The sequence below is a fragment of the Moorena sp. SIO3I6 genome (assembly GCF_010672095.1).
In genome coordinates, this window is sequence record NZ_JAAHHU010001064.1 from 1 (window position 1) to 1,726 (window position 1,726).

The window sequence follows — 1,726 nt, forward strand, 5'->3', positions numbered from 1 at the left end:
TGATTTTGCAGTTTAAAACGAGCGGCTCTTCAGCTTTGATGGTTGGCGATCGCGAAGCGTGACCGAAGGTCAATCGCAACGAAGATGCTGAGGCAGCCGTTGCAGCTGGAATTCCGTTTATGTGGACCTCGGATTGGCTAGCCAAATATGGAAGCTGACAGAGGTCTGTTGACAAACTCAGCATAGGGAAAGCTTTCGCGAAGCGTGACCGAAGGTCAATCGCTTTTAGCGGAAGCTTCGCTTCATCGCTTTTGGCGCGGCTGAGGCCTTTGGCCAATCAGCTTTGCTGCTTAAGATGCGATCGCATCTGTTTCGGGTTGCCAGTTACTCTCCCGCCACTTGTAGAATATCCGTGTAGAGGCGAGGGCTGATTCGGAAACCAGCGATCGCGTTTCATATGCGCTTGACAATAATGGGCTTAACATTGGTAATAAAATTATTATTTTTTGCTTCCAAAAGAACGCCGAGAATGCCAATATACTTGAGGCCCATACTGGCTGCTATTTTTCTACCTCTACGTTCATCTATTATTAGGCGATCTGCATGTAATTCTATCGCTAGCGCAATCGCTTCGGCTTCACCAGGATCCACTTTTTGCCGCAGTGCCTGTACCAAAACTGACTTCTGTAGCTCCCGGTACTGCTGGGCCTGCACCAGTCAATTCAAGGGTTACAGCTTGGGGGATTACTATGTGCCGGTACAGTTGTTGCAGAAGTTCTAACTGTCTTACAGCAGCCAGACTGGTAATGGGAGAGGTATTGCTGACAATCTTCACAGGCTCTTTAATTCTTCGAGAGTCTGCAGGTCTTCTCGAAAATCCTCTACATCATAATGCAGACAAATATTGCGACTGGCAAGGAGTTGTTGAAAATTAATTTGATTCATGCCAGCAAGACGACTAGCATTGCCGAGGGTAAGTTTTTCCTTTTGATACAGCATCACGGCTATCTCCAGCTCTAGCTCGGCTTCTGTCATGCCTGTGGATTGGAAAATATCGTTGGGAATTGTAACGCTCATCGTGCCTCCTCCTAACTTTTGCCTCAATGGTAACACCTACCGATTGACTAGATGGATACCAGGGTATGGTACAAAATCTTTAACCCCATTAACACCATAGGGGTTAAGCTCAACTATACTGTTGATCATACTTATTAAGGACTTACGCACAGACTCCATGGGTAGGGTGGGCAAAACCTTGCCCACCCTACAAGTAGCGTTAAATTGAGGGATTTGCGTAAGTCCTATTATTGATCATAGTTATGAGGTACATTGAATTTTATTACCCCTACTCCCTACTCCCTACTCCCTACTCCCTACTCCCTACTCCCTACTCCCATTAACCCAGGACTTTTTACCTAACCCAATTTAAAACTGCTATATGAATCCAACTATTTCTACTATTCCAATTCAGCAACTAACCTCAGGCGATCGCATTTCCCTCCAAGTCTATAAATTCGTTGGCTCCCAACCGGGAAAGAAGGCATACTTACAAGGCAATCTCCATGGTTGTGAAATTGTTGGTAATGCGGTGATTCACCAGTTAATTGACTTTTTGAGCACTCTGGATGACACTCAGCTGATTGGGGAAATCTGGCTGGTTCCTGTTTGTAATCCAGCTAGCACTAATCAGCGTAGTCATTTCTTTGCCACAGGAGGTTTCAATCCTTATGATGGTCAAGACTGGAATCGGATCTTTTGGGACTATGAAAAAGAGTGTGATGATTTA

The 1,726-nt window shown here is 45.3% G+C and carries 4 protein-coding genes; 1 reads left to right on the forward strand and 3 read right to left on the reverse strand.

Annotated elements, in window-relative coordinates; all coding sequences use genetic code 11:
• From F6K49_RS46125 to F6K49_RS46135, 3 genes are all read right to left on the reverse strand, one after another.
• A partial coding sequence (locus F6K49_RS46125; protein WP_293109108.1) for a hypothetical protein occupies nt 1-277 on the reverse strand: 277 nt, incomplete at its 3' end.
• 116 nt (nt 278-393) lie between these two features.
• The gene (locus tag F6K49_RS46130; RefSeq protein WP_293109111.1) at nt 394-654 is read right to left on the reverse strand and encodes a DUF3368 domain-containing protein; all 261 of its coding nucleotides are present in this window, start codon (nt 652-654) and stop codon (nt 394-396) included.
• Nucleotides 655-771: 117 nt separating this feature from the next.
• The gene (locus tag F6K49_RS46135) at nt 772-1,017 is read right to left on the reverse strand and encodes a UPF0175 family protein (protein WP_293109116.1); all 246 of its coding nucleotides are present in this window, start codon (nt 1,015-1,017) and stop codon (nt 772-774) included.
• Between the two features lie 361 nt (nt 1,018-1,378).
• On the opposite strand from F6K49_RS46135, the gene F6K49_RS46140 reads away from it, so the two are divergent.
• On the forward strand, nt 1,379-1,726 hold a 348-nt coding region (locus tag F6K49_RS46140), incomplete at its 3' end, for a succinylglutamate desuccinylase/aspartoacylase family protein (protein ID WP_293109121.1).